This window comes from Micrococcus sp. SL257, from assembly GCF_026625585.1.
Lineage (GTDB): Bacteria > Actinomycetota > Actinomycetes > Actinomycetales > Micrococcaceae > Micrococcus > Micrococcus luteus.
Window position 1 is genome coordinate 2,465,390 of sequence record NZ_CP113053.1, and the last position, 24,319, is coordinate 2,489,708.

General features: G+C 73.7%; 21 protein-coding genes and 2 tRNA genes. 10 read left to right on the plus strand and 13 right to left on the minus strand.

Annotated elements, in window-relative coordinates; all coding sequences use genetic code 11:
* Positions 1–15 precede the first annotated feature (15 nt).
* Together sucC and pcrA are read right to left on the minus strand one after the other, a co-directional pair.
* Positions 16–1,185, minus strand: coding sequence for an ADP-forming succinate--CoA ligase subunit beta (gene sucC, locus OVA32_RS11430; protein WP_041103060.1), 1,170 nt, complete (start codon positions 1,183–1,185; stop codon positions 16–18).
* 184 nt (positions 1,186–1,369) lie between these two features.
* The gene (pcrA, locus tag OVA32_RS11435) at positions 1,370–3,931 is read right to left on the minus strand and encodes a DNA helicase PcrA (RefSeq protein WP_101967280.1); all 2,562 of its coding nucleotides are present in this window, start codon (positions 3,929–3,931) and stop codon (positions 1,370–1,372) included.
* Positions 3,932–4,192: 261 nt separating this feature from the next.
* On the opposite strand from pcrA, the gene OVA32_RS11440 reads away from it, so the two are divergent.
* The 3 genes from OVA32_RS11440 to OVA32_RS11450 all read left to right on the plus strand — a co-directional run bounded on the left by OVA32_RS11440 (position 4,193) and on the right by OVA32_RS11450 (position 6,311).
* Positions 4,193–5,374, plus strand: coding sequence for an acyltransferase family protein (locus OVA32_RS11440; protein ID WP_101967279.1), 1,182 nt, complete (start codon positions 4,193–4,195; stop codon positions 5,372–5,374).
* 172 nt (positions 5,375–5,546) lie between these two features.
* Positions 5,547–6,194, plus strand: coding sequence for a hypothetical protein (locus OVA32_RS11445; protein WP_044659023.1), 648 nt, complete (start codon positions 5,547–5,549; stop codon positions 6,192–6,194).
* Positions 6,195–6,237: 43 nt separating this feature from the next.
* Positions 6,238–6,311 (plus strand) — tRNA-Arg (locus OVA32_RS11450).
* A 26-nt stretch (positions 6,312–6,337) separates the two neighbouring features.
* Here OVA32_RS11450 and OVA32_RS11455 read toward each other — a convergent pair.
* The 3 genes from OVA32_RS11455 to OVA32_RS11465 form a co-directional block, all read right to left on the minus strand.
* The gene (locus tag OVA32_RS11455) at positions 6,338–8,206 is read right to left on the minus strand and encodes an ABC transporter ATP-binding protein (RefSeq protein ID WP_179288559.1); all 1,869 of its coding nucleotides are present in this window, start codon (positions 8,204–8,206) and stop codon (positions 6,338–6,340) included.
* Between the two features lie 76 nt (positions 8,207–8,282).
* The gene (locus tag OVA32_RS11460) at positions 8,283–8,777 is read right to left on the minus strand and encodes an HNH endonuclease (RefSeq protein ID WP_020628346.1); all 495 of its coding nucleotides are present in this window, start codon (positions 8,775–8,777) and stop codon (positions 8,283–8,285) included.
* A gap of 159 nt (positions 8,778–8,936) precedes the next feature.
* On the minus strand, positions 8,937–9,659 hold the full coding sequence (locus OVA32_RS11465; protein WP_020628347.1) for a metal-dependent transcriptional regulator: 723 nt from the start codon (positions 9,657–9,659) through the stop codon (positions 8,937–8,939).
* Between the two features lie 128 nt (positions 9,660–9,787).
* On the opposite strand from OVA32_RS11465, the gene serC reads away from it, so the two are divergent.
* A complete protein-coding gene (gene serC, locus OVA32_RS11470; protein WP_044659024.1) occupies positions 9,788–10,915 on the plus strand; it encodes a phosphoserine transaminase in 1,128 nt (375 codons plus the stop codon).
* A gap of 91 nt (positions 10,916–11,006) precedes the next feature.
* On the opposite strand, the gene OVA32_RS11475 is transcribed toward serC, so the two are convergent.
* Both OVA32_RS11475 and OVA32_RS11480 read right to left on the minus strand, forming a co-directional pair.
* Complete coding sequence (locus OVA32_RS11475; RefSeq protein WP_041103071.1) at positions 11,007–11,492, minus strand: DUF3027 domain-containing protein; 486 nt, start codon at positions 11,490–11,492, stop codon at positions 11,007–11,009.
* A 3-nt stretch (positions 11,493–11,495) separates the two neighbouring features.
* Complete coding sequence (locus tag OVA32_RS11480) at positions 11,496–11,879, minus strand: cold-shock protein (RefSeq protein WP_020628350.1); 384 nt, start codon at positions 11,877–11,879, stop codon at positions 11,496–11,498.
* A gap of 211 nt (positions 11,880–12,090) precedes the next feature.
* Here OVA32_RS11480 and OVA32_RS11485 point away from each other — a divergent pair, with 211 nt between their 5' ends.
* From OVA32_RS11485 to OVA32_RS11505, 5 genes are all read left to right on the plus strand, one after another.
* Positions 12,091–12,354 carry a hypothetical protein gene (locus OVA32_RS11485; RefSeq protein ID WP_041103073.1) on the plus strand — a complete coding sequence of 88 codons (264 nt, stop codon included), beginning with the start codon at positions 12,091–12,093 and terminating at the stop codon, positions 12,352–12,354.
* A gap of 78 nt (positions 12,355–12,432) precedes the next feature.
* Positions 12,433–13,143: a response regulator transcription factor gene (locus tag OVA32_RS11490; protein ID WP_041103075.1), complete on the plus strand. Its 711-nt coding sequence runs from the start codon at positions 12,433–12,435 to the stop codon at positions 13,141–13,143.
* A 1-nt stretch (position 13,144) separates the two neighbouring features.
* On the plus strand, positions 13,145–14,950 hold the full coding sequence (locus tag OVA32_RS11495) for a sensor histidine kinase (protein WP_267714572.1): 1,806 nt from the start codon (positions 13,145–13,147) through the stop codon (positions 14,948–14,950).
* Positions 14,951–15,005: 55 nt separating this feature from the next.
* Positions 15,006–15,296 (plus strand): WXG100 family type VII secretion target, encoded by a 291-nt coding sequence (locus OVA32_RS11500; protein WP_010079419.1) that lies wholly within the window; start codon positions 15,006–15,008, stop codon positions 15,294–15,296.
* A gap of 67 nt (positions 15,297–15,363) precedes the next feature.
* Positions 15,364–16,296, plus strand: coding sequence for a DUF4031 domain-containing protein (locus OVA32_RS11505; RefSeq protein ID WP_036315913.1), 933 nt, complete (start codon positions 15,364–15,366; stop codon positions 16,294–16,296).
* Between the two features lie 110 nt (positions 16,297–16,406).
* On the opposite strand, the gene groL is transcribed toward OVA32_RS11505, so the two are convergent.
* From groL to OVA32_RS11520, 3 genes are all read right to left on the minus strand, one after another.
* The gene (groL, locus tag OVA32_RS11510) at positions 16,407–18,038 is read right to left on the minus strand and encodes a chaperonin GroEL (RefSeq protein WP_036315916.1); all 1,632 of its coding nucleotides are present in this window, start codon (positions 18,036–18,038) and stop codon (positions 16,407–16,409) included.
* A 318-nt stretch (positions 18,039–18,356) separates the two neighbouring features.
* The gene (locus OVA32_RS11515) at positions 18,357–19,313 is read right to left on the minus strand and encodes a LytR C-terminal domain-containing protein (protein ID WP_135019355.1); all 957 of its coding nucleotides are present in this window, start codon (positions 19,311–19,313) and stop codon (positions 18,357–18,359) included.
* Between the two features lie 3 nt (positions 19,314–19,316).
* Entirely contained in the window at positions 19,317–19,661 is a 345-nt protein-coding gene (locus OVA32_RS11520; protein WP_152743975.1) for a DUF3263 domain-containing protein, read from the minus strand.
* Between the two features lie 36 nt (positions 19,662–19,697).
* On the opposite strand from OVA32_RS11520, the gene OVA32_RS11525 reads away from it, so the two are divergent.
* Positions 19,698–20,375: a uracil-DNA glycosylase gene (locus OVA32_RS11525; protein WP_044659029.1), complete on the plus strand. Its 678-nt coding sequence runs from the start codon at positions 19,698–19,700 to the stop codon at positions 20,373–20,375.
* A gap of 13 nt (positions 20,376–20,388) precedes the next feature.
* Here OVA32_RS11525 and OVA32_RS11530 read toward each other — a convergent pair whose 3' ends face one another.
* The 3 genes from OVA32_RS11530 to OVA32_RS11540 all read right to left on the minus strand — a co-directional run bounded on the left by OVA32_RS11530 (position 20,389) and on the right by OVA32_RS11540 (position 24,191).
* Positions 20,389–22,299 carry a threonine/serine ThrE exporter family protein gene (locus tag OVA32_RS11530; protein ID WP_044659030.1) on the minus strand — a complete coding sequence of 637 codons (1,911 nt, stop codon included), beginning with the start codon at positions 22,297–22,299 and terminating at the stop codon, positions 20,389–20,391.
* A gap of 166 nt (positions 22,300–22,465) precedes the next feature.
* Positions 22,466–22,539, minus strand: a tRNA-Val gene (locus OVA32_RS11535).
* A 200-nt stretch (positions 22,540–22,739) separates the two neighbouring features.
* Positions 22,740–24,191 (minus strand): S8 family peptidase, encoded by a 1,452-nt coding sequence (locus OVA32_RS11540; protein WP_044659035.1) that lies wholly within the window; start codon positions 24,189–24,191, stop codon positions 22,740–22,742.
* Positions 24,192–24,319 lie beyond the last annotated feature (128 nt).

The following is a 24,319-nucleotide window of genomic DNA, read 5'->3' on the forward strand; positions in this document are numbered from 1 at the left end:
AGTCTTTCCGAACGGTCAGTTCGCGGAGTGGGCGAGCTCGGCGGCCTTGTCGGCGCCCTCGTCCATGGTGGCGGCCAGGGTGACGAGCGGGTGGTTCGCCTCCTGCAGGATGCGGCGGCCCTCCTCCACGGCATTGCCGTCCAGGCGCACGACCAGCGGCTTGGTGGCGGTGTCACCCAGGATCTCGAGGGCCTTGACGATGCCGTTCGCGACGGCGTCGCACGCGGTGATGCCGCCGAAGACGTTCACGAACACGGACTTGACCTGCTCGTCGCCCAGGATGACGTCGAGGCCGTTGGCCATGACCTCGGCGTTGGCGCCGCCGCCGATGTCCAGGAAGTTGGCCGGCTTCACGCCGCCGTGCTTCTCGCCGGCGTACGCGACGACGTCGAGGGTGGACATCACGAGGCCGGCGCCGTTGCCGATCACGCCGACCTGGCCGTCCAGCTTCACGTAGTTGAGGCCGTTGGCCTTGGCCTTGGCCTCCAGCGGGTCCTCGGTGCGCTCGTCGACGAGGGCGGCGTGGCCCTCGTGGCGGAACGCCGCGTTGTCGTCGAGGGAGACCTTGCCGTCCAGGGCGAGGATCGTGCCGTCGCCGGTCTTCACCAGCGGGTTCACCTCGACGAGGGTGGCGTCCTCCTTCTCGAAGACCTCCCAGAGCTTCTGGATGACCTCGGCGACGTCGGCGCGCAGCTCCTCGGGGAAGCCCGCCTCGGCGACGATCTTCTGGGCGGTCTCGGCGTCGATGCCGGTCAGCGCGGAGACGGGCACCTTGGCGAGGGCCTCGGGGCGCTCCTCGGCCAGCTGCTCGATCTCCATGCCGCCCTCGACCGAGCACATGGCCAGGTAGGTGCGGTTGGCGCGGTCCAGCAGCACGGAGAAGTAGTACTCCTCGGCGATGTCGGCGCCCTGGGCGATCATGACCCGGTGCACGGTGTGGCCCTTGATGTCCATCCCCAGGATGGCCTTGGCGTGCTCGTAGGCCTCGTCGGCCGTCTTGGCGACCTTCACGCCGCCGGCCTTGCCGCGGCCGCCGACCTTCACCTGCGCCTTGACGACGGTGACGCCGCCGATCTTCTCCGCGGCCGCCTTGGCCTCGTCCGGGGTCTGCGCAACGATGCCGGCCAGCACGGGGACGCCGTGCGCCTCGAACAGATCGCGCGCCTGGTACTCATACAGGTCCACGGTGGTGTGTCCTTCTTGGTCGAAGACAGGGTCTGCCGGCCTCGCCCGCGGGCGCGGCCGACGTCGACGCCCCCTCCGTGGCCGGGCCGGGCACGGGGGCACAGCAGGGCGGCGGACGGCGGCGTTCCACGGCTCACTCTAGTCCACACCCCGGAGAGACCGGGGAGTCGGCGGGCCGGTCCCGTCAGCCCTCGACCTTCGTCAGCGGGGCGTAGCGCAGCAGCAGCCGCTTCTGCGCCCCGGTGGCGTCGAAGGTGACGGTCGCGACGGTCTTGTCCCCCGCGCCCGCGACGGCGTCCACACGCCCCTCGCCGAAGGTCGCGTGGGAGACGCGGTCGCCCGGGCTGAGCGCCACGATCTCCTTCTGCGGCTGCACCCGGCTCGGCGCCTTCCCGCGCACCACACCGGAGGGCACCGTGAGGTCCGCCGGCTCGTCCCCGCGGGTGAGGCGCTGGGGCCGCGCGCCGTCGTCGTCCCGGGACCGCCAGGCCGGTCGCCCGCCGCCGAACCGCCCCGCGTAGCGCGAGGTGCCGGCGCCGGTCAGGCTCAACGACCCGGCCGAGCGCGTGGTGCCCTCCCGCTCCCAGTCGATGAGCGCCTCCGGGATCTCCCCGAGGAACTGGCTGGGCGGGTTGAACTGGTGCTGGCCCCACAGCGAGCGTGCCTCGGCGCGCGTCAGGAACAGGCGACGGCGGGCGCGCGTCAGGCCCACGTAGGCCAGACGGCGCTCCTCCGCGAGCTCCTTCTCGTCCGTCATCGAGCGGGCGTGCGGGAACACCCCGTGCTCCATGCCCGTCAGGAACACCACGGGGAACTCGAGGCCCTTGGCGGTGTGCAGCGTCATGAGCGTGACCTGGCCCTGCTGCTCCGCGAGCGCCTCGCCCTCCACGTCCGGGGCCGTGGGCAGCTGGTCCGCGTCCGCCACGAGCGCCACCTGCTCGAGGAAGTCGGACAGGGTGCCGTCCGGGTGCGACGTCTCGAAGGAGCGGACGACGGCGACGAGCTCGCCGAGGTTGTCCGCGCGGGACTCGTCCTGCAGGTCCTCGGACTCGCGGAGGGCGGCCAGCATCCCGGACTGCTCGAGGACGGCCTCCAGGACGGTGGCCGGGCCGGCGGACTCGGCGACCTGGCCGAGGTCGTCCATCATCTGCACGAAGCCACGGACGGCCTTGAGCGAGCGCGCGGCCATGCCGGGGGCGTTCTCGGCGTCGCGCAGGGCCGCGGAGAACGTGGAGCGGTTGCGCTCGGCCCACGCGGCGATGGCGCCCTCGGCCCGGTCCCCGATGCCCCGCTTGGGCTCGTTGAGGATGCGGCGCACGTTGACGTCGTCGTCGGGGTTGACGATCACCCGCAGGTAGGCGAGCGCGTCCTTGATCTCCTTGCGGTCGTAGAAGCGCGTGCCGCCGATGACCCGGTACGGGATGCCGCGCGTCACCAGCCGCTCCTCGAGCGCACGGGACTGCGCGTTGGTCCGGTAGAACACGGCGACGTCGGCCGGGCGGATCCCGTCCTCGTCCTGCAGCCGGTCGATGGTGGTGGCGATCCACTCCGCCTCGGCGGACTCGTTCTCCGCGGCGTAGCCGACGATCGCCGGGCCCTCCCCCTCGGCCGTCCACAGGCGCTTGGGACGGCGGTCCGGGTTGCGCTCGATCACCGCGTTGGCGGCGTCCAGGATGGTCTGCGTGGAGCGGTAGTTCTGCTCGAGCTTGATGGTGACGGCGTCCGTGAAGTCCTGCTCGAACTCGACGATGTTGCGGATGTCCGCGCCGCGGAACGCGTAGATGGACTGGTCCGAGTCGCCGACGACGGTCAGCTCGCCGCCGGGGGTCTCCACGCCCTCGGGGTCGCCCGCCGGGCCGGCGAGGAGCCGGATCAGGCGGTACTGGGCGTGGTTGGTGTCCTGGTACTCGTCCACGAGGACGTGGCGGAACCGGCGGCGGTAGTTGTCCAGCACGCGCGGGAACGCCTCGAACATGTGGACCGTCATGCCGATCAGGTCGTCGAAGTCCAGGGCGTTGGCCTGGCGCAGGCGGGCCGTGTAGTCCCGGTAGACGGCGGCGACGGCGCGGCCCCACGGGTCCCCCTCGGCCACGGTGGCGGCGTAGTCGTCCGCCTCCACGAGCTCGTTCTTCAGGGAGCTGATGCGGTTCAGCAGGGCCTTGGGCGCGAAGCGCTTCGGGTCCAGCTCGTGCTGCTTGGCGACGGTGGTGACCAGGCGCAGGCTGTCCGCCGAGTCGTAGATGGTGAACGTGGACTTCAGCCCGATGTTGGCGGCCTCGTTGCGCAGCAGCCGCACGGCGGAGGAATGGAACGTGGAGATCCACATCCGCTGGGCGGTGGGACCGATCAGCCCGGCCACGCGCTCGCGCATCTCCGCGGCGGCCTTGTTCGTGAAGGTGATGGCGAGGATCTCGTGCGGCCGCGCCCGGCCGGTGGCGAGCAGCCACGCGATGCGGTGGGTCAGCACCCGGGTCTTGCCCGAGCCGGCGCCCGCCACGATCAGCAGCGGCGCCCCCGTGTGGGTCACCGCGGCGGCCTGCTGCGGGTTGAGCCCCGCCACGAGCGACTCGGGAGTGTGCGCCGGAGCGGCCGGGCGGGCGTCCTCGCCCCAGGCCTCGGGGTCCGCGGCCGCGCGCGTGACGGCCGGGGGCACGAGCCCGGGCAGGGCGGTCTCCGGGTCCGCGGGGCGGCGGGTCCGGTCGAGGTTCAGGGGCGTGCGTCCGAGCGCGGAGAAGAGGTCAGCCATGGCGGACCCAGTCTAGGCGCGGCCCCGGACGCGACAGGGGGCGCCGTCGTCGCCATCCCCCACCGCGCCGCCCCGCCCCACCCCACCCGCACTTTCGAACGTGATGTGGGGCCTATCTCGCGTTCGAAAGTCCCCAAGACCCCGATTCCACGTTCGAAAACCGGCGGGAATCGAACGGCCCGCTATGGTCTTCTGGGCGTTCCGCGCGATGTGGCGGCGGAGCCTCCTTCCCCTGCCCCGCCACGTCACCCCGGAGCCGCCATGTCCACCACGCCGACCCCGCCCATGTCCCACGGGTCCACCCCCAGCCGGATGACCTGGATGGACGCGATGCGCGGATTCGCCGTGCTGCTGGTGATGTTCACCCACACCTACACGATGCCGCAGGGCCTCGACGCGACCTTCAGCTCCGTGGCGTTCGCGAACGTGGTGCAGGTGTTCCAGTCGTGGCGGATGCCGATGCTCGTGTTCCTGTCCGGCGTCCTGCTGCCCCGCTCCGTGTCCAAGCCGCTGGGCACGTACTACCGCGGCAAGGCGGAGCGGATCCTGTGGCCGTTCCTCGTCTGGATGGTCGTGCTGGCGCTGGCCACGGGCAGGCCCGGGTCCCTGCTGTCCGGCGAGTTCTGGCGCGGTGGCGCGTGGCACCTGTGGTTCCTGTGGGTGCTCATGCTCTGCTATCTCATCGGCCCGGTGATCCGCCGTGTCCCGGCGCTGGTGGTCGCGGCCGTCCTCTTCGTGCTGCTCCTGGAGTTCGTCAGCGGCCCCCGCGACTGGGTGCGTCCCCTGTACTGGGGTGTGTACTTCTTCCTCGGTGCCGCGTCCGCGCGACTGCTCCCCCGGATCCGCACGGCGCCGGCCGCCCTGGGTGTGATCGCGGTGATCCTGATGGTGCTCACCGTGACGGCCACGCGCACCGGCGCGCTCGTGGTGGCGGAGCGCCAGCCCTGGTCCGTGTTCGCTGCTCTGCCGGGGATCCTCGTGGTGCTGTGGCTCGGCCCGCGCCTGCCCCGTCTGCCGTTCCTCGAGTTCTGCGGCCGCCGCTCGATGGTCCTCTACGTCGCCCACATGCCGGTGCTGATCCTGGCGGTGGCGGCCTTCCGCGACCTCGCCGCGGTCCGCCCGGTCGACTTCTACGTGGCCATCGCGTCGTTCACGTTCCTCGTCCCGCTCGCCCTCGCGCTCGGCTACCGACGGGTGCGCTGGCTCTTCGAGTTCCCGACGGCGGGACGCGGCCGGGAGCGGCCACGCACCCGGGCAGCGGTCCCGGAGGCGGCCGACGCCGTGCCGGCGCAGACCGCCGAGCCCGCCCCGACGACGGCGCCCCTGCCGGTCGTCGAGCCGGCGTCCGAGCCGCAGTCCACCGCGGGGCCGGCCCCGGCCACCGAGCCGGCGTCCGACGCACCCGCCCAGGTCCCCCGCCCGCGGCCTCGCCACGCGGACTGAGCCGCCCCGGACTCGCCCCCACCCGCACTTTCGAACGTGATGTGGGGCCTATCTCGCGTTCGAAAGTTCCCATGACCCCGATTTCACGTTCGAAAGTGAGCTGGGCTGGGCGGGGCTGGGCGGGACCGGACCGGCTCGGCCGGTCTGGGAGGATGGACCGCGGAGGTGCCCCGTGTCCCAGAAGTCTCGCAAGTCCCGTCCGCGCCCGTCGCGGCCCGCCGCGCGCCCGGTCGCCGAGTCCCCGCGCTCCCGTCCCACGCTGCGGGACGTCAACGTCCGTGAGGACCTCGCCGCGGCCGCTGAGCGCGAGGGCAGCCCGGCGATCCCGGTGAGCGCGCTGATCGTGACCACCCTGCTCGTGGGCGCGTACCTCCATCTGCTGGTGCTGCAGCAGATGACCCAGCTCAGCGGCGGCCTGGCGATGCCGGACTCCCTGCTGTTCTACGGGCAGGACCACATCCGCGCGCTCTCCGCGGTCATGGACGAGGACGCCCGCGGCCAGCTGAACTGGGTGCACAAGACGGCCGGCGTGATCTTCCCGATCGCCGTGGCACTGACGGTCACCGCGGTCGGCGCATGGCGCCTGCGTCCCGTCGGCGCCAAGTGGGCCGTCTTCGGGCTGGGCGTGCTGTTCGCGGTCGTGGACATCTGCGAGAACATCGCGATCGAGCAGGCGATCGCCGCCGGCGGCCCGGGCACCGGCCTGGCCGCCGCCCTGACGCTGACCCGCTGGGTCCTGCTGGCGCTGCTCGCGCTGGCGGTGGCCGTGATGCTGTGGGCCGGGCGGCGCCGTCGTGGTCGCGCCACGCGGGCGGCCTGAAGGGCTCGGCTAGACTCGCTCACCGGACCGACGCACGGTCCGCGCCCCAGTAGCTCAGTTGGATAGAGCGACCCTCTCCTAAAGGGTAGGCCGTCGGTTCGATTCCGGCCTGGGGCACCTGGGCGGCCGGTCCGGTCGCCGCCTCATTCCGCGTCGGCGAACTGCGTGGTGTAGAGCTCCGCATACCGCCCGCCCGCCGCGAGCAGCGCGGCGTGCGTGCCGCGCTCCACGATCCGCCCGGCCTCGACCACGAGGATCTCGTCCGCGCTGCGCACGGTGGAGAGCCGGTGCGCGATCACGATCGCGGTCCGCCCGGCCAGCGCCTCCCCCAGCGCCTCCTGGATGGCGCGTTCGTTGGTGGAGTCCAGCGCCGCCGTCGCCTCGTCCAGCACCACGACGCGCGGAGCCGCCAGCAGCAGCCGCGCGATCGTCATGCGCTGCCGCTCGCCGCCGGAGAGGCGGTAGCCGCGCTCGCCGACCACGGTGTCCAGCCCGTCCGGCAGCGCCTCGACCACGGGGCGCAGGCGGGCCCGCTCGACGGCGTCCCACAGCTGCTCGTCCGTCGCGTCGGGGCGGGCCAGCGTCAGGTTGGCGCGCACGGTCTCGTGGAAGAGGTGGCCGTCCTGGGTCACCATGCCCACGGCCCGCTGCAGGTCCGCGAACGCGAGGTCCCGCACGTCCACGTCGCCGATCTCGACGGCGCCGGAGGTGACGTCGTGCAGGCGCGTGACGAGCGAGGCGATGGTGGACTTGCCCGCACCCGAAGAGCCCACGAGGGCCACGGTGGCCCCGGCGGGCACGGCCACGTCGATCCCGTGCAGCACCTCCTCGCCGCCGCGCGTGTCCAGCACGGCGACCTCCTCGAGGGAGGCCAGGGACACCTGCTCCGCGGTGGGGTAGGCGAAGCGCACGTCCCGCAGCCGCACGGACAGGGGCCCCTCCGGCAGGGCCGCGGGCCGCGCGGGCTCCGTGATGAGCGGCTCCAGGTCCAGGACCTCGAACACGCGCTCGAAGCTCACGAGCGCGCTCATGATCTCCACGCGGGCGTTCGCCAGCGCGGTCAGGGGGGCGTACAGGCGGGTCAGCAGCAGGGCGAGGGTGACGACGTCGCCGGCGTCGAGGGTGCCCGCGATCGCCTGGAGCCCGCCCACGCCGTACACGGCCGCGAGCGCGAGCGCGGAGACCAGGGTGAGCAGCGTGGTGAAGACGGCCTGGCGCACGGAGATGTCCACGCCGGTGGCGCGCACGCGGTCCGCGCGGCGGGCGAACTCGGCGGACTCGGCGGCGGGGCGGCCGAAGAGCTTGATGAGTGTGGCGCCGGGAGCGGAGAACCGCTCGGTCATCTGGTCGCCCATGGCCGCGTTGTGCCCGGCCCGCTCGCGGGACAGGCCCGCCAGCTTCGAGCCGACCGCCCGGGCCGGCAGCAGGAACAGCGGCAGCATCACGAGGGACAGGACGGTGACCTGCCAGCTGGTGGCCACCATCACGCCCAGGGTCAGCGCGACGGACACCACGTTCGCGACGACGCCGGAGAGCGTCCGCGAGATCGCCGACTGCGCCCCGATCACGTCGTTGTTCAGGCGTGAGACGAGCGCGCCGGTGCGGGTGCGCTGGAAGAACGCCACCGGCATGCGCTGCACGTGGTCGAACACGGCGGTGCGCAGGTCGTAGATGACGCGTTCCCCCAGCCCGGCGGAGAGCCATTTGGTGAACACGGACAGCGCCGCGTCGAGCACGGCCACGAGGGCGATCAGCAGGGCCAGCCGCACCACGAGCCCGCGGTCCGCGCCGCCGGTGATCGCGTTGACGACGTCGCCGGCCAGCACGGGCGAGGCCACGCCGAGCACCGCGCCCACGATGGACGCCGCGACGAACACGATCAGGCGGGTGCGGTACCGGCCCGCGAACGCGATGGTCCGGCGCACCGTGCCGCGGGCGAGGCTCTGCTGGGCGTCGGACTGCCCGCGGGTCATCCGCATCATGGACATCCGTGCCGCCGACTCCATGCTCATGGGCCCCTCCGCTCTCTCGACCGTTGGAGAGTCTAGGAACCGCCGGGCACGGGCGGGCGCGATTCCGCTTCCGGCGTCAGGCCGCCAGGCGCAGGTAGTCCCGCCACGCTTCGGCGGGCCGCTCCAGCTCGCGGATCCGCCACTGGGCCCCGCGCGGGCGCACCGGCTCCACCCGCAGCCGCCAGCCCAGGGCCTCGAGCGAGCGGTCCGCCTTCGCCCCGTTGCAGCGCAGGCAGCAGGCCACGAGGTTCTCCCACGAGTTCTCGCCGCCCCGCGAGCGCGGCCGCACGTGGTCCACGGTGGTGGCGTGGGCGCCGCAGTAGGCGCAGCGGTGTCCGTCCCGGCGCAGCACGCCCTTGCGGGAGACCGGGGCCGCATCCGTGTGGGGCACCCGGATGTACTGGTGCAGCAGGATCACGAGGGGTCGGCCCCACGCGCGGGTGGGGCTGCGCATCGGGTCACCGGCGTCCTCGAGCACGCTCGCCTTGCCGGTGGCCACGAGCAGCAGCGCCCGGCGGTCGGAGACGACCGAGAGGGGTTCGTAGCCGGCGTTGAGGACGAGTGTGCGCATCGGGGGCCTCGGAAGCGTGGGGACACAGGGGCGTCGTGTCTCCACGCTAGACGCGGGTGCATCGGCGCGCCACGTGTCGCCTGCGGCGGCGGAAGAGGTTCACCGGCCCGTCACCGGGCCATCACGCCCCCGTCACGCACGACGACGGCGCGCCGCGCCTCAGCCGTCGAGACGCTCGACCCACACGTGCGCGGCCGTGGCCTCGGCCAGCTCGAGGGCCCCGCCGTCCGCGGCCGCGCCGTCCTCCGCCTCGCCCTCGACCCGGATGTACCCGGCGTCGCGGGCGGCCTCGGCACGCACCACGCGGCCGGGGGTCACGCCGGCGCCGGCCAGCTGGGCCAGCAGCTCGGGGTCGGTCTGCACGCCCTCGGCCAGCCCGCGGACGCGGAACCGGCCGGCGGTGGCGGCCTCCTCGGAGAGCCGGGCGCCCGCCAGGCCCATGTCGCGGCTCCAGTCCTCGGCGGAGGCCTGCTCGGGCCGGGGCGGGATCGGGGTGCCGTAGGGGGTCTCGGTGGGGTTCTCCAGGAGCGTGAGCAGGCGGCGCTCCACCTGGTCGCTCATCACGTGCTCCCAGCGGCAGGCCTCCTCGTGGACGAGCTCCCACTCGAGGCCGATCACGTCCGCGAGCAGGCGCTCGGCCAGGCGGTGCTTGCGCAGCACGGACACGGCCCGCTCGCGGCCCGCCACGGTCAGCTCCAGCCGACGGTCCGCGCCCACGTGCACCAGCCCGTCCCGCTCCATGCGGGCCACGGTCTGGGAGACGGTGGGGCCGGAGTGCTCCAGACGCTCGACGATGCGGGCGCGCAGCGGGGGGATGCCCTCCTCCTCGAGCTCGAGGATCGTGCGCAGGTACATCTCGGTGGTGTCGATCAGATCCGTCATGGCACGTCCTCTTCCCTCGGGCTCTTCGTCCCGGACATCCTAGCGAGGCGTGAGTCACGTGGACGGCCGGTGGTCCCGGGCGCGGGAGAATGGGCGCGACCCGCGACCCCGAAGCGTCAGGAGCACGCATGACCTCCCCCGCCGAGATCACCATCCCCCAGGACCTGCTGCCGGCCGACGGCCGCTTCGGCGCCGGCCCCTCCAAGGTCCGCCCCGAGCAGCTGAGCGCGCTCCAGGACGCAGCCGGGCTGCTCGGCACGTCGCACCGTCAGAAGCCGGTCAAGGACCTGGTGGCGAGCGTCCGGTCAGGCGTCGCCGAGCTGTTCTCGGCGCCGGAGGGCTACGAGGTGATCCTCGGCGTCGGCGGCTCCACCGCGTTCTGGGACGCGGCCGCCTTCAGCCTGGTCCGCGAGCGCGCCCAGCATCTGAGCTTCGGCGAGTTCGGCTCGAAGTTCGCCAAGGCCACCGACCAGGCGCCGTTCCTGGCGCCGTCGGACATCCGCACCTCCGAGCCGGGCACCCGCCCCGAGCCGGAGGCCGTGGCCGGGGTCGACGTGTACGCGTGGCCGCACAACGAGACCTCCACCGGCGTGATGGCGCCCGTCGTCCGCCCCGCGGGCATCGACGAGGACGCGCTGGTCGTCGTCGACGCCACCTCGGCCGCGGGCGGCCTGCCGGTGGACGTGTCCGAGGCGGACGTGTACTACTTCGCGCCGCAGAAGAACTTCGCGTCCGACGGCGGTCTGTGGCTCGCGCTGTTCTCCCCGCGGGCCCTGGCGCGGGTCGCGGAGATCAAGGAGTCCGGCCGCTGGATCCCGGCGTTCCTGGACCTGGCCACGGCCGTGGAGAACTCCCTCAAGGACCAGACCTACAACACGCCCGCGCTGGCCACGCTCGTCATGCTGGACGCGCAGCTGCGCTGGATGAACGGTCAGGGCGGGCTGGACGCGATGACCGCCCGCACCGCCGACTCCTCCTCGCGCGTGTACGCGTGGGCCGAGGCGTCGTCCTTCGCCACGCCCTTTGTGGCCCGGTCCGAGGACCGCTCCGCCGTGGTCTGCACCGTCGACTTCTCCGACGACGTCGACGCGGCGGCGGTCGCCCAGGCCCTGCGCGCGAACGGCGTGGTGGACGTGGAGCCCTATCGCAAGCTCGGCCGGAACCAGCTGCGGATCGCGACCTTCGCCGCGATCGAGCCCGAGGACGTCGCGGCACTGCTGCGCTGCATCGACCACGTGGTCGAGCGCCTGGCCTGAGCCGTCCCCGGACGGGGACACGGGCCCGCGGGGGACTCCACCGCGGGCCCGTTGCGTGTCCGCCCCGGCGGGTCAGCCGGGGCGCGCCGTCTCAGCCGCGGTCGTCCGGCGCGGTCTCAGGCGCCGGGGCGCCGGGCACACGGCCCTCGGCCACGGCCTTGAGCCGCTCGCGCTCCTCCTCGTTCACGCGCTCGGCGTACGGCACCCACGGGGGCGCCACGAGCGCACCCTCCCCCGCCATGAGGCCGGTCTCGCACACGGTGACCTGCTTGGCGCGTGGGGCCCGGGCGATCGTCACGTACCAGAGCCAGCCCGCGTAGCCGGGCATGCGGCACGCGAAGCGGTGCGTCAGGAGCCGGTCGTCGTCCACGAGCACGTCCACGTGCTCCCCCACCTCGTCCGGGGCGGCCAGCCCGGCCAGCCCCGCGCGGGCGGCGTCCACGGCGGCGGCGAGCAGCTCGTCGCGGCGCGGGGCCCGGCGACGCGCGGGCGGCACGGCCGCCCTCTCCTCCGCGGGCGCGGGCTCGGCGTCGGGGCTCCGGTGGTCGACGCGCGGGGCGTCGTCGTGGGTGGTCATGGCTCAGGCCTCCAGATCGTCGGCGACACGGCGCAGCACCTGCGCCATCTTCTGCGCCTGGGCGCGCTGGGGGTAGCGGCCGCGGCGCAGGCCGTTGGAGGTCTGGTCCAGCCACGTGATGAGGTCCTCCATGAGGACGGCCATCTCGGTGGCGCCGGGTCGGTGGTTGCGGACCACCGAGGGTGCGGCGTCGAGCACGCGCAGCGAGAGCGCCTGCTTGCCGCGGCGGCCCTCGGCCACGCCGAACTCCACGCGGGTGCCTCCGCGCAGCTCGGTCACCCCGGCCGGCAGGGCCGAGGCGGGCACGTGGACCTCCTCGCCCTCGTCCGTCTGGGCGAACCCGAAGCCCTTGGTCGAGTCGTAGAACTTGATGCGCCCGGTGGGCATGTGCGTCACCTGCTCCTCGTCATGTGGGTCCACCGCGTCGGGCCGGCGCCGCAGGGGCGGCCGTGCTCTCGTCTCGGGTCGGCGGGGTCCGGCACCGGCGTGGCGGTGCGCCGCGGCATCGGTGGGACCAGCCTGGCCGTGCGCCCGGAGGGGACGGCGGAGGACGTGGTCGTCAATGACCTCCCAGGATAGCCCGACTAGAGTGGCGGGCATGCCTCGGACCTCCACCCTCCCCGCCTCCGCGCCCGCCGCCGACCCCGCCGATCACCGGGGCGGTCGTGGCGTCGTCCTGGTGCTGGGCGTGGCCGTGACGGCGGTGTCCGCTCTGGCCCTGGTGGCCCTGCTGGTCGCGTACTTCCTGGCGTGGCCGGCGTCCCCGGCGCTGTTCGCGCTCGCGCTGTTCGGCCTGCCCGTCGGCTTCGGCCTGATGCTGCTGCACGTGGTGCTGGGCGCCGTCCGGCGCTCGCGCCCCTGAGCCGTCGGGCCAACGACGCCCCGTGACATCCAGCACCCTTTCAGGGTGTTCCCAGGTCGGGGCGGTTGACTGGGCCCCATGCAGCCTCAGAACCCCGAAGCACGCCTCCTGGTGGTGGACGACGAGCCCAACATCCGCGAGCTGCTCTCCACGTCCCTGCGCTACGCCGGCTTCGAGGTCACGGCCGCGGCCAACGGCCGGGAGGCCCTGGACGCCGCCGAGGAGTTCCAGCCGGACCTGGCCGTGCTGGACGTGATGCTCCCGGACATGGACGGCTTCACCGTGACCCGCCGCCTGCGCTCCGCCGGCCGTCACTTCCCCGTCGTGTTCCTCACCGCGCGGGACGGCACCGAGGACAAGATCACCGGCCTGACGGTCGGCGGTGACGACTACGTGACCAAGCCGTTCTCCCTCGACGAGGTGGTCGCCCGCATCCGCGCCGTGCTGCGCCGCACTGCCTCCCTCGACGACGACGACGCGGCGGTGCTGCGCGTGGACGATCTCGAGCTCGACGACGACGCGCACGAGGTCCGCCGCGGCGGCGAGGTCGTGGAGCTCTCCCCCACCGAGTTCAAGCTGCTGCGCTACCTCATGATGAACCCGAACCGGGTGCTCTCGAAGGCCCAGATCCTGGACCACGTGTGGGAGTACGACTTCAACGGGGACGCCTCGATCGTCGAGTCCTACATCTCCTACCTGCGCCGCAAGATCGACGTCGGCGGCCGCGAGAAGATGATCCACACCAAGCGCGGCGTCGGCTACATGCTCCGCACCGCGGACAAGCGCTGACGTGCGTGCGCGGCTCGACGCCGCGGCGGCCCGCGTCCGCCATCCGCGCGCCTGGCTGAGGGGCGCGTGGCAGGGGCAGTCCCTGCGCACCAAGCTGGTCGTGATGATCGCGGCGCTCATGCTGGCCCTGGTCGCCGTGACCGCCGTGGCGACCGCGGTGCTGTTCCGCCAGGAGGCGGTGCGCCAGCTGGACGAGGACATGGCCGCCAACCGGGACACCGTCTCGATGTACCTGGCCAACGTCGCCCAGACCGGCGAGTACTACATGCCGCAGCTGCCCATCCTGCGCTTCTACGGCGTCGTGTGGGACAACGAGGGCGCGCGGGTCGTCCAGACCCCGGTGATGCCGGGTGCGGACGAGCCGGCCCTGCCGGACATCACCCCGGCCGAGGCCCTGGAGCGCGGCTCCGCCTCCTTCGAGGTGCCCGGCACACAGCCGGACTCGAGCGGCTGGCGCGTGCAGCTGTACGGGCTCAGCAGCGGCGACGGCACCATGGCCGTGGCCCTTCCCCTGCAGAGCGTGACCTCCTCCGTCGAGCGCGTCACCTCGATCGTCGTGACCATCGGCCTGCTCGCGACGGCGGGCACCGTGATCGTGGCCAACCTGGCGGTCCAGCGCGCGTTCCGCACCCTGAACCGCGTGGAGCGCACCGCCGCCAAGATCGCCGCCGGCGACCTGAGCCAGCGCGTGGAGAGCGCGGCGCCCGACACCGAGGTGGGCCGGCTCTCCCGCTCCCTCAATGCCATGCTCGCGCACATCGAGTCCGCGTTCCGGGACAAGGAGATCTCCGAGGACAAGATGCGCCGCTTCGTGCAGGACGCCTCCCACGAGCTGCGCACCCCCCTGGTCACCATCCGCGGATTCTCCGAGCTGTACCGGCACGGCGGGCTGCGCGAGGAGGAGGACGTCGCCGCCGCCATGCAGCGCATCGAGTCCGAGGCCACCCGCATGACCCGCCTCGTGGAGGACCTGCTCACCCTGGCCCGCCTCGACGAGCAGCGCCCCCTCGAGCACGCCCCGGTGGACCTGCTCATCCTCGCGATGGACTCCATGATGGACGCCTCCGTGAACGCCCCGGACCGCAAGGTCACCCTCGTGGGCCCCGACGGCGACCGGGCGGCCCCGGCGCCCATCCTCGGCGACGAGAACCGGATGCGCCAGGTGGTGGTGAACCTCATGGCCAACGCCCTGCGCTACACCCCCGCCGGCACCCCCATCGAGATCGCGGTCGGCACCGTCGACCACCTCGGCGGCCAGGCCGGGGCGGACGGCGCGGGCCGCAGCTCCGTGATCGAGATCCGTGACCACGGGCCGGGCGTGTCCGAGGACGACCGCGCCCGCATCTTCGAGCGGTTCTACCGCGCGGACACCTCCCGGCACCGCGAGACGGGCGGCACGGGGCTCGGCCTGGCCATCGTCGCGGCGATCGTGGCCCAGCACGGCGGCTCCGTCCGGCTGCTGGAGACCGAGGGCGGCGGCGCCACCTTCTCCGTCCACCTGCCGTGGGCGCCGTTCGAGGACGAGGCGGACGAGGACGTCGAGGACGAGCGCCCGTCCGCACGGGACACCGACGACGACGCGGCCGGCCCACCCACCGGCCCTCTCGCCCAGACCGCGCCGTCGGGCGCCGGCGCCAGCGCCGCGGACGCCGCCCGGCGCAGCCGCCTGCTGCGGGCGGCGGAGCGGTTCCGTCGCGCCTCGGCCGAGCGCCGCCGCCGGGTGTCTGCTCCTGCACAGGCGCCTCAGGCCGACGCCCCGTCCCCAGGCGGGGACGACCCGGCGGCCGGGCGCGACGCGCGTCCCTAGCGTGGTGCCCGGCGGCACCCGCCGCCCATCAGCACTCATCAGAGGGGACAGTCACATGAGCATCGTGCAGATCGACGTCGAGGACCTGCGGGCCAAGAGCGGGGCGGTGGAGGGCTCCATCGGCCGCCTCCAGGCGGAGGTGAGCACCATGGAGGCCAACCTGCGCCAGCTGCAGGACACCTGGCGCGGCCAGGCGGCCGCGAACTTCCAGGGTGTGCTCACCGAGTGGCGCGCCACCCAGCAGCGCGTGGAGGAGTCCCTGGCGGGCATCCGCCGCGCGATGGACGCCGCCGCCACCCAGTACCAGGACGCGGAGACCGCCAACGCCGCGATGTTCCGGTTCTGAGCGCCCGGAACGGTCCGGGGTGCGGCCGGCCGGCCGCGCCCCGGTCCGTGCTTCCTAGAGTGGGGGCATGACCGTCCTGATCGACCCGCCCGCGTGGCCCGCCCACGGCACCGTGTTCTCCCACCTCGTCTCCGACGCCTCCCTCGAGGAGCTCCACGCGTTCGCGCGGGCGGCGGGGCTCTCGGAGCGGGCCTTCGACCGGGACCACTACGACGTGCCCGCGCACCGACGCGCCGAGCTCGTGGCCCGCGGGGCGGTGCCCGTCACCGGACGGGAGCTGGTGCGCCGCCTCGCCGCCTCGGGGCTGCGCGTGCCCGCCCGGAGCCGCGCCGAGAAGCGCGACGTCGTCCTCGCCCGGCGCTGGGCGCGGCTGTTCGAGGGCACGGCGGCGAGCCCGGACGCGGTGACGACGGCGGGACGCGACCTGCTGGCCCGCTGGGCGGAGCCGCATCGGCACTACCACGACCCGGCCCACCTGCTCGCGGTGCTCGAGTCCGTGGACCTGCTCGAGCGGGCGGGGGCGAAGGCCGGGCCGGATCCGCGTGCGGTCCGCCTGGCCGCGTGGTTCCACGACGCCGTCTACGTCGGGGACCCCGCCGCGCCCGCCGGCCAGGACGAGGCGGACTCGGCCGCCCTGGCCCGGGACGTGCTCACCGACCCGCGGCTGGCGGTGCCGGCCGACGTCGTCGACGAGGTGGCGCGCCTCGTGTTGCTCACCGCCGCCCACGACCCCGCCCCGCACGACGCGGCCGGGGCGGTGCTCTCGGACGCGGACCTCGAGGTCCTCGGCCGCTCCCCCGAGGCCTACGCCCGCTACGTGGCCGCGGTCCGGCAGGACTACGCGCACGTGTCCGACGCGGACTGGGCCCGCGGTCGCGGCGCGGTGCTGGACGCCCTGCTGGACGCCGAGCGGCTGTATCGGACCGCGCCCGGCCGAACGCGCTGGGAGGCCGCCGCCCGCCGCAACCTGGCGGCGGAACGAGCCGCGCTGTCGGCCTGAGCGGGGCGCCCCGGTGCCGGCCCCGGACGCGGCGAGGCCCGCCTCCCCGGACGGGGAGACGGGCCTCGCTGGCTGGGCGCCCGAACGGGCCGGGCCGGCTCAGCGGCTGATCACATCATGCCGCCCATGCCGCCCATCGGGTCCATGCCCTCGGCGCCGGCGGCGGCCTTCTCGGGCTTGTCCGCGACGACGGCCTCGGTGGTCAGGAACAGGCCCGCGATGGACGCGGCGTTCTGCAGGGCCGAGCGGGTCACCTTCACCGGGTCGTTGATGCCGGCGGCCAGCAGGTCCTCGTACTCGCCGGTGGCGGCGTTCAGGCCGTGACCGTCGTCGAGGGTCTTGACCTTGTCCGCCACGACGCCGGGCTCCAGGCCGGCGTTGAAGGCGATCTGCTTCAGCGGGGCCTCGATGGCGACCTTCACGATGTTCGCGCCGGTGGCCTCGTCGCCCTCGAGCTGCAGGCCGCCGAACGCCTTGGCGCCGGCCTGGATCAGGGCCACGCCGCCGCCGGCGACGATGCCCTCCTCCACGGCGGCCTTGGCGTTGCGCACGGCGTCCTCGATGCGGTGCTTACGCTCCTTGAGCTCCACCTCGGTGGCCGCGCCGGCCTTGATGACGGCCACGCCGCCGGCCAGCTTGGCGAGGCGCTCCTGCAGCTTCTCGCGATCGTAGTCCGAGTCGGTGTTCTCGATCTCGGAGCGGATCTGGGCCACGCGGCCGGCGATCTGCTCGGCGTCGCCGCCACCCTCCACGATGGTGGTCTCGTCCTTGGTGACGACCACCTTGCGGGCGGTGCCCAGCAGGTCGAGGGTCGCGTTCTCCAGGGACAGGCCCACCTCGGAGGAGATGACCTGGCCGCCGGTGAGGATGGCGATGTCGGCGAGCATGGCCTTGCGGCGGTCACCGAAGCCCGGGGCCTTCACGGCCACGGACTTGAAGGTGCCGCGGATCTTGTTGACCACGAGGGTGGCCAGGGCCTCGCCCTCGACGTCTTCGGCGATGATCAGCAGCGGCTTGCCCGACTGCATGACCTTCTCGAGGATCGCCACCATGTCCTTCACGGAGGAGATCTTCGAGTTGACGATGAGGATGTAGGGATCCTCGAGGACGGCCTCCTGGCGGTCCGCGTCGGTCACGAAGTAACCGGAGATGTAGCCCTTGTCGAAGCGCATGCCCTCGGTGAGCTCGAGCTCGAGGCCGAAGGTGTTGGACTCCTCGACGGTGATGACGCCCTCCTTGCCGACCTTGTCCAGGGCCTCGGCGATGAGGGAGCCGATCTGCTTGTCCGCGGCGGAGATCGAGGCGGTGGCCGCGATCTGGTCCTTGGTCTCGATCTCGCGGGAGGCGGAGAGCAGCTCGGAGGTGACGGCCTCCACGGCCTTCTCGATGCCGCGCTTCAGGGACAGCGGGTCGGCGCCCGCGGCCACGTTGCGCAGGCCCTCGCGGACCAGCGCCTGGGCCAGCACGGTGGCGGTGGTGGTGCCGTCGCCGGCGACGTCGTCGGTCTTCTTGGCGACCTCCTTGACGAGCTCCGCGCCGATCTTCTCGTACGGGTCCTCGAGCTCGATCTCCTTGGCGATGGAGACGCCGTCGTTGGTGATGGTGGGGGCGCCCCACTTCTTCTCCAGCACCACGTTGCGGCCGCGGGGGCCGAGGGTCACCTTCACGGCGTCGGCCAGGGTGTTCAGGCCCTTCTCCAGGCCGCGGCGGGCCTCTTCGTCGAATGCGATGGTCTTGGCCATGTGCAGGTCCTTTCTGGACGTCGGCTTCCTACTGCTGGTGGCTGACCCGCGCCGGTGCCCGCGACGGACGGCCCCTGGGGGCCTCACCGGTGGACAGGTCCTCCTCCACGGCGCCGGGCCGACCGGGGTACGGCTGGCAGTCGCGCCTTCGGAGTGCTAACCCCATTATGAGCACTCGCACCGGGAGAGTGCAAAGGGTCCGCAGTGCGGGGCCCGCCCTTCCGCGGACGGCGGACGGCCCCCGGCAGAACGCCTCGGAAGGCGCCCCGCCGGGGGCCGGAAAGGGTGCGCGGCCGGCACGGCCGCACGACGGGCGGATCAGCTGGTGACGACCACCGCGATACCGTTCACCTGCAGGTTCGGGGTCTGCATGACCGGGAAGCCGAGCTCCTTGCCGACCGCCTCGGCGGCGGCCTTGTTGGCCGAGCCGTTGTACAGGACGGTGGAGGACTGGATGCCGTAGCCGCTCCAGTTCTTCGCGTCCACCGAGGTGTAGCCGGCGCCCGTGAGCCGCTGCGCGTAGGAGGCGGCGAGGCCCTGGGTGCGGGTCGCGTTGTACACGGTGACGTGGGTGCCGCGCACGGCCGCGGACTGCGCGGCTGCACGAGAGCTCGACGCGGCCGCAGACTGCGCGGCCGCACGAGAGCTCGACGCGGCCGCGGACTGCGAGCGCGAGGCCTCCGCCGCGGCGGCCGAACGGGACGCGGCGGCGCGCGAGGACTCCGCCGCCTGGACGGCCGCCGCCGACCGGGACGCCTCTGCGGACTGCGCGGCGGCCTCGGAACGCGAGGCCTCCGCCGCCTGTGCCTCCGCGGCGGCCCGGGACGACGCGGCAGCCTGGGACGACTCGGCGGCCTCTGCGGCGGCCGCCTCCTGCGCCACCCGCGAGGACTCAGCCGCGGCCGCAGCCGCGGAACGGGACGCCTCCGCCGTGTCCTCGGACGGGGTGGCGGACTCGGTCGCGGATGCAGTCGACGCCGACGCGGAGGACGCCGAGGAGGACTCGGACGACGCCGACGTCGACGGCTCGACCGCCGGGGCCGTCGTCGAGCTCTCGGCGGCGACGGGCTCGGAGCGGTCGCCGGTGAGCCACGGCAGGACGACGCCCACGAACAGGCCGGCGAGCAGGACGAGGCCGGCCACCCAGAGCAGCGGGCTCAGGCGGCGACCCCCGCCCGCGGCGGTCGCGCCGGCAGCGGCGAAGGACTCGCGGTGCGCGCCGCGCTGGTCCGTGTACTCGGGGACCTCGTCGAAGCGGTCGGGCTGGTAGGCCATGGGTCAGTTCTCCTGGCGGGAAGCGGGCGTGGACGGCGCCGGATCCGCGGGTCCCCTCCGGGCCCGGCTGCGGGTGCCGCGCTTGCGCAGCAGCCGCGTGACCAGCAGGGGTCGGTAGGCCAGGGCGGCCTCACGGTCCAGCAATCCGTTCAACACCTGATAATAGGCGGTCGGAGGCAGCCCCAGACGCTCTCGGACGGCGTGGTCCTTGGCCCCGCCGTACCGCCAGGTTGCGGCCTCCAGGTCCAGGACCGCACGCTCCAGGTCCGTCAGCTCGTCCCGTCGCGCCCGCGCGCGGGCACCCTCGTCCGGGGCCGGATCGGGCGAGACGGGCGTGGGGTGGGACATGGCGGCCACTGTACCCACCCGGTCTACCCTCGGGGCATGGAGTTCATCGCGCCCCTGGATCCGGGCTGGGAGGCGGCCCTCGCCCCGCAGGCCGCCGCGTTCGAGCAGGTCGGCGAGCGGCTGCGGGCCCGCCGGGCGGCCGGAGAGCAGGTGCTGCCGGCGCCGGAGCACATCCTGCGGGCGTTCCGTCAGCCGTTCGCGGACGTCCGCGTCGTCGTGCTGGGCCAGGACCCCTACCCGACGCCGGGCCATCCGATCGGCCTGAGCTTCGCGGTGGACCGCCACGTGCGGCCGCTGCCCCGCTCCCTGGCCAACATCCACCGGGAGCTGCACGACGACCTCGGCATCGCCCCGCCCGCCCACGGCGACCTCTCCGCGTGGACGGACCAGGGCGTGCTGCTGCTGAACCGCGCCCTCAGCGTGCGGGCCGGCGCACCCGGCAGCCACCGCGGCCTCGGCTGGGAGCAGATCACGGAGGCCGCGGTGCGGGCCCTCTGCGCGCGCGGCACCCCGCTCGTGGGGCTGCTGTGGGGAGCCGACGCGCGGCGCATGGCGCCGCTGCTGACGGCGGCGGGGGCCGGCGTCGTGGAGTCCCCGCATCCCTCGCCCCTGAGCGCCCACCGCGGGTTCTTCGGCTCCCGGCCGTTCAGCCGGGTGAACCGGCTCCTCGAGGCGGCCGGCGCGGCCCCGGTGGACTGGCGCCTGCCCGACTGAGCCGGGCCGCCGGTCAGCCGCGCTGGTGCATCACGAGCTCGGTGGGCAGCAGCGTGCCCATCCGGTCGGTGATCGGCTTGGCCAGGGTGTTGCCGAAGGCGACGCCGGCCGCGATCGCCACGACGATGACCGCGGCGTTGAACAGTCCCTCGACGCCCAGCAGCGTGGCCCCGGTCTCCACGGTGAACCCGTAGACGGACCGGAACATGGTGAGTCCGGGAAGCAGGAACAGCATGGACGGCAGGACGATCACGAGCGCCGGGGCTGCGAGCCGCTGGGCCACCAGGCGGCCGAGGAACCCGACCGCCGCCGCGGCGACCGCGGGCACCAGCCGGTCGCTGACCCCGACCTGCTGCGCGGCCAGGTACGCGCCGAAGCCGGCCCCGGACACGAGACCGCAGGCCAGGATCTGCGGCCACCGCGACTGCTCCACCACCGCGTCCGCCATGCCCGCGGCCATCACGAGGCCCAGCAGCAGCAGCGGCGGATAGCTCAGCGTCCCCGCCTCGGCCAGGTCCAGCTGTTCGAATCCCAGGAGATCCCCGATGCCCACGGCGATCATGATCCCGGCCATCACGCCGGCGAACACGAGCAGCGCGGAGAGGAAGCGGCCCGCGGCGGTCACCGGGAAGCCGTGGATGGCGTCCTGCACCGCGGTGACGAACCTCGCCGTGGGCAGGAGCATCATGATGCCGCCGGCGATCACCAGCGCCGGGTTGACCGGCAGGTCGAGGGCGTGGGCCATCAGCGCGATCACCGTGGCCGTGATCGCCCCGAACATCGTGGAGAAGATCTCCGGGAAGCGCGCCTTGTCCGCCTGGACCTTGAGCCAGAAGACCAGCCAGGTGGAGACCATGCCCAGGGCCGCGCCCGTCCAGGTCCCGCCGATGAACGGCACGAAGCAGGCCACGAACACGCCGGAGAAGAGGACCTCGAAGACGGCGGGGAACGGCTTGGGCTGATGCCGGATCTCCACGAGCCGGCGCTGGGCCTCGGCCCGGTCCACCTCGCCCGCGGCGATCTCCTCGACGAGCCGGTGGACGGCCACGAGCCCCTCGAAGTTCACCGAGGACGAGCGGACCACCCGCTGGAGGGTGAACGGGGCCTCGCCGCGTGAGGAGTCGGGCGCGTAGTTCAGGGAGATGGACTGGTTGGTCAGGTCCACCTCGGTCTCGAGGATCCCGTAGGCCTGCGTGGCCACGATGATCGAGGTCTCCACGTCCAGCGAGGCCGCGCCGAAGCTGAACATCGTCTCGCCCAGCTTGAGCGCGAAGTCCAGGGTGGTGCGGGCCTCGAGGGCCTGCGCCTCCGCGCGACGCTGCTGCAGCGTGGAGCGCATGCGGCGCCCATACGGCGAGGAGTGCAGGCGGTCGGCCAGCACGAGCGCCTGCGTCGGCAGGTTCTCGACGAAGACCTCACGGGAGCGCCGGCCCCGCCGACGCCCGCGCTTCTCGGGCGGGCCCACGGGGACCACCGGGTCCGGGACGGTGATGTCCGGCGCGGGGATCACGTCCGGAGCGGGCAGGGCGCCGTCGGCGTCCGCGGGGGCCAGGACGGAGGTGGGCACCTGCTCGGACAGCGGCGGCTCGGTCAGGGGCGCGTCCGCGGCCGGTTCCGGCAGCGTCTCCGCCTCCGGCTCTGCCGGCTCCTCCGGCTCCGGCTCCGGATCGGCGGCGGCGGGGCGGACCACGGGCGGCAGCGGCTCCGTCGGCTCGACGGCGACCGCGGCCGCGGCCGGGTGGGCCGACTCCGCCGGGTCGAGGTCGAGCAGGCCGGGGTCCTCCGGGTCGATCGCGAGGTCGCCGACAGCGGCGGCGTCCTCGGCGCCGGCCGGGCGCAGCACGGGGATGAGCGTGGGGACGGCCGGGGGCTCCGCGATGCGGGGGTCGAACCGCGCCGGCTCCTGGGTGCCCTCCTGCTCCATGCGGCTCACCCTCTCCTTCCGTATGCGGGCGCTGGACGCGCCACGGCGGTGGGCCGAGCCCCGCCGACGCGTCCATCCAACCACGCCGACACCTCCCCCGCCGGGGCCTTCGGCACCGCGGCCCGGGGATGCGAAAGGGCCCTCCCGGAGGAGGGCCCTGCTGCGGTGGATCTTACTGGACTCGAACCAGCGACCTCTCGCGTGTGAAGCGAACGCTCTAACCAACTGAGCTAAAGATCCGGGCGTCGCCCCATCGGGGTGACAACTCGAAGAACGATACCTCAGGCGGCGTCGCCTGTCCACCCGGGCGACGGCCGCCCCGCGCACGGCGGAGCGGCCGTCGAGAGCCGACGAGCACGTCAGGCGTCGGTCAGCGTGGCGCCGGGCTCGAAACCGCCCTGGGCGACCAACGAGGCCCCGGCGCCCGGAGCGGGCCCCGGTCAGGAGCTGCCGCCGAGGGAGGAGACCGCCCTGGTGGCGTCCGCCAGACCGGCGCCGCAGCCTGCGTAGCAGGTCACCGGCATGGACCGGGCCGTGGACGTGAGGGTGGACTCGACCTGGGCCGGGGTGAGGCTCGGCTGCTCGGCCAGCAGCAGGGCGGCCAGGCCCGCGACGTGCGGGGTGGCCATCGAGGTGCCGTTGTAGGCGGCGTGGCCGGCCGTCGTCGGGGTGGTGGCGCCGTTGTTCACGGTCGAGATGATGTTCGCGCCCGGGGCGGTCACGTCCACGACGGAGCCGTAGTTCGAGAACGAAGCGCGGGCTCCCTGCGAGGTGGAGGCGGCCACCACGATGGTGTTCCGGCAGTTGGCCGGGCGCACGTTGGCGGCGGGCTGGTTCTCGTTGCCCGCCGCCACGACGACGGGCACGCCGCGGGAGACGGCCGCGTTGATCGCGTTCTGGTAGGTGGTGCCGCACATGCCGGAGCCGCCGAGGGACATGTTGATGACGTCCGCCGGGTTCGGGTTGGCCGGCACGCCCGCCACGGTGCCGCCGGCGGCCCACACGACCGCGTCGGCGATGTCGGACAGCGAACCGCCGCACTTGCCGAGCACGCGGATGGGCTGGATCTTCGCGTTCGGGGCCACGCCGACGACACCCTGGGAGTCGGCCACGGCCGCGACGGTGCCCGCCACGTGGGTGCCGTGCCACGAGGAGTCGGAGGCACCGGCGGTGCCGCACTCGCCGGCGGCGTACCAGTCGCCCTCGTCGCGCGGGTTGGAGTCGCGGCCCCCGCCGTCGCGCGCCGCCCGGCCGTCGGAGATGAAGTCGTAGCCGGGCACGACGTTGCGGTCGAGGTCCGGGTGGGAGGTGATGCCGGTGTCGATGACGGCCACGGTCACACCGGAGCCCGTCGTGCGGTCCCACGCACCGGGGACCCGCATGCCGTGGGTGCCGGTGAAGCCCCACTGCTGCGAGTAGAGGGCGTCCACGGGACTCAGGCCGGTGGCGGTGAGGATGGCGTCCGGCTCCACGGCCTCGACCGCCCCGGAGGCCTTCAGGTCGGCCATGAACTTCGCGGACTCGGCCTGGTCCAGCTTGCGGTCCGCCTTGATCACGCGGGAGCCGAGCGCGGTCTCACGCAGCTCCTTCACGGAGACGCCGGCCTCCTTCGCGGCCTTGCCCCAGGCGTTGGCTCGGCCCTTCGCGTGGGCGGTGGCGGCGGTCTCCTTGTAGGTGACGATGAAGGAGTCGTAGCCGTCGGCGTTCGGGTCCTCGACCTGCGCCGCCGCCAGGGGCGAGGCGGCGGTCGGGGTGGCTGCCGGTGCGGCGGGGGCGTCGCCGGAGGGGGCCGCGAGCGCGGGGGACGAGGTCAGGGTCCCGCCGGCGAGGACGGCGCCGGCCACGAGGGCGCCGATGCGGCGGCGGGTGCTGCGGGGTGGGGAGGACTGCACGGGATCTCCTCGGAGTTCTGGGCCACCGGATGCGGGTGCCCGAGGGGCTCGGGCCGGGGTGACTGGGATCACGGTAAGGTCACGATTCCGTCACGACGAGGCCGCGGGCCGAAGTCTGGCGGATGGTC

What these genes read in the sequence shown, in the direction of transcription:
- pcrA (WP_101967280.1), bottom strand. Translation starts at nt 3,931, where the DNA reads ATGGCTGACCTCTTCTCCGCGCTCGGACGCACGCCCCTGAACCTCGAC.
- OVA32_RS11440 (WP_101967279.1), top strand. Translation starts at nt 4,193, where the DNA reads ATGTCCACCACGCCGACCCCGCCCATGTCCCACGGGTCCACCCCCAGC.
- OVA32_RS11455 (WP_179288559.1), bottom strand. Translation starts at nt 8,206, where the DNA reads ATGAGCATGGAGTCGGCGGCACGGATGTCCATGATGCGGATGACCCGC.
- OVA32_RS11460 (WP_020628346.1), bottom strand. Translation starts at nt 8,777, where the DNA reads ATGCGCACACTCGTCCTCAACGCCGGCTACGAACCCCTCTCGGTCGTC.
- OVA32_RS11465 (WP_020628347.1), bottom strand. Translation starts at nt 9,659, where the DNA reads ATGACGGATCTGATCGACACCACCGAGATGTACCTGCGCACGATCCTC.
- serC (WP_044659024.1), top strand. Translation starts at nt 9,788, where the DNA reads ATGACCTCCCCCGCCGAGATCACCATCCCCCAGGACCTGCTGCCGGCC.
- OVA32_RS11475 (WP_041103071.1), bottom strand. Translation starts at nt 11,492, where the DNA reads ATGACCACCCACGACGACGCCCCGCGCGTCGACCACCGGAGCCCCGAC.
- OVA32_RS11480 (WP_020628350.1), bottom strand. Translation starts at nt 11,879, where the DNA reads ATGCCCACCGGGCGCATCAAGTTCTACGACTCGACCAAGGGCTTCGGG.
- OVA32_RS11485 (WP_041103073.1), top strand. Translation starts at nt 12,091, where the DNA reads ATGCCTCGGACCTCCACCCTCCCCGCCTCCGCGCCCGCCGCCGACCCC.
- OVA32_RS11490 (WP_041103075.1), top strand. Translation starts at nt 12,433, where the DNA reads ATGCAGCCTCAGAACCCCGAAGCACGCCTCCTGGTGGTGGACGACGAG.
- OVA32_RS11500 (WP_010079419.1), top strand. Translation starts at nt 15,006, where the DNA reads ATGAGCATCGTGCAGATCGACGTCGAGGACCTGCGGGCCAAGAGCGGG.
- OVA32_RS11505 (WP_036315913.1), top strand. Translation starts at nt 15,364, where the DNA reads ATGACCGTCCTGATCGACCCGCCCGCGTGGCCCGCCCACGGCACCGTG.
- groL (WP_036315916.1), bottom strand. Translation starts at nt 18,038, where the DNA reads ATGGCCAAGACCATCGCATTCGACGAAGAGGCCCGCCGCGGCCTGGAG.
- OVA32_RS11515 (WP_135019355.1), bottom strand. Translation starts at nt 19,313, where the DNA reads ATGGCCTACCAGCCCGACCGCTTCGACGAGGTCCCCGAGTACACGGAC.
- OVA32_RS11520 (WP_152743975.1), bottom strand. Translation starts at nt 19,661, where the DNA reads ATGTCCCACCCCACGCCCGTCTCGCCCGATCCGGCCCCGGACGAGGGT.
- OVA32_RS11525 (WP_044659029.1), top strand. Translation starts at nt 19,698, where the DNA reads ATGGAGTTCATCGCGCCCCTGGATCCGGGCTGGGAGGCGGCCCTCGCC.
- OVA32_RS11530 (WP_044659030.1), bottom strand. Translation starts at nt 22,299, where the DNA reads ATGGAGCAGGAGGGCACCCAGGAGCCGGCGCGGTTCGACCCCCGCATC.